This is a genomic window from Corallococcus aberystwythensis, assembly GCF_003612165.1.
In the GTDB taxonomy this organism is placed as follows: domain Bacteria; phylum Myxococcota; class Myxococcia; order Myxococcales; family Myxococcaceae; genus Corallococcus; species Corallococcus aberystwythensis.
On record NZ_RAWK01000614.1, the window covers coordinates 1 to 393 of the forward strand.

Here is a 393-nt window from a genome sequence, read left to right on the forward strand (position 1 = left end):
GGTAGTAGATCATCGGCTTGTCGTAGACGGGGAGCAGCTGCTTGCTCACCACGAGCGTCAGCGGATACAGGCGCGTCCCCGAGCCTCCCGCGAGGATGATTCCCTTCATCCCGCCTCCCCGGCCCGGGCCGCGAGCCAGCTCGCGTGGAAGCGCTTCAGCGACTCCGTCAGCGCCAGCGGCTTCTCCGACAGCTGCTCCCGCGCCTTGTCCGTCAGAAGCCCGCTCTTCAGCGGCCGGGGCGCCGACAGCTTCAGGTCCGCCATCCGCGTGGGCACCACCAGCCCCGCGTCGAAGCCGAACACCTCACACAGCGCGCGGCCAAAGGCCACGCGGTCCAGCACCGTGCCGCCGCAGGTGTTCCACGTCCCGCCCAGCCGCCGCTCGCCCAGCTC

At 70.7% G+C, this 393-nt stretch carries 1 protein-coding gene and 1 pseudogene; both read right to left on the reverse strand.

Translation table 11 applies throughout. The features are described 5' to 3' along the window. A partial coding sequence (locus D7W81_RS41735) for a sugar phosphate nucleotidyltransferase (RefSeq protein ID WP_244227812.1) occupies positions 1 to 109 on the reverse strand: 109 nt, incomplete at its 3' end. Then, positions 106 to 393, reverse strand: a pseudogene (locus D7W81_RS41740) (SDR family oxidoreductase); the annotation flags it as partial. The gene D7W81_RS41735 and the pseudogene D7W81_RS41740, both read right to left, overlap by 4 nt.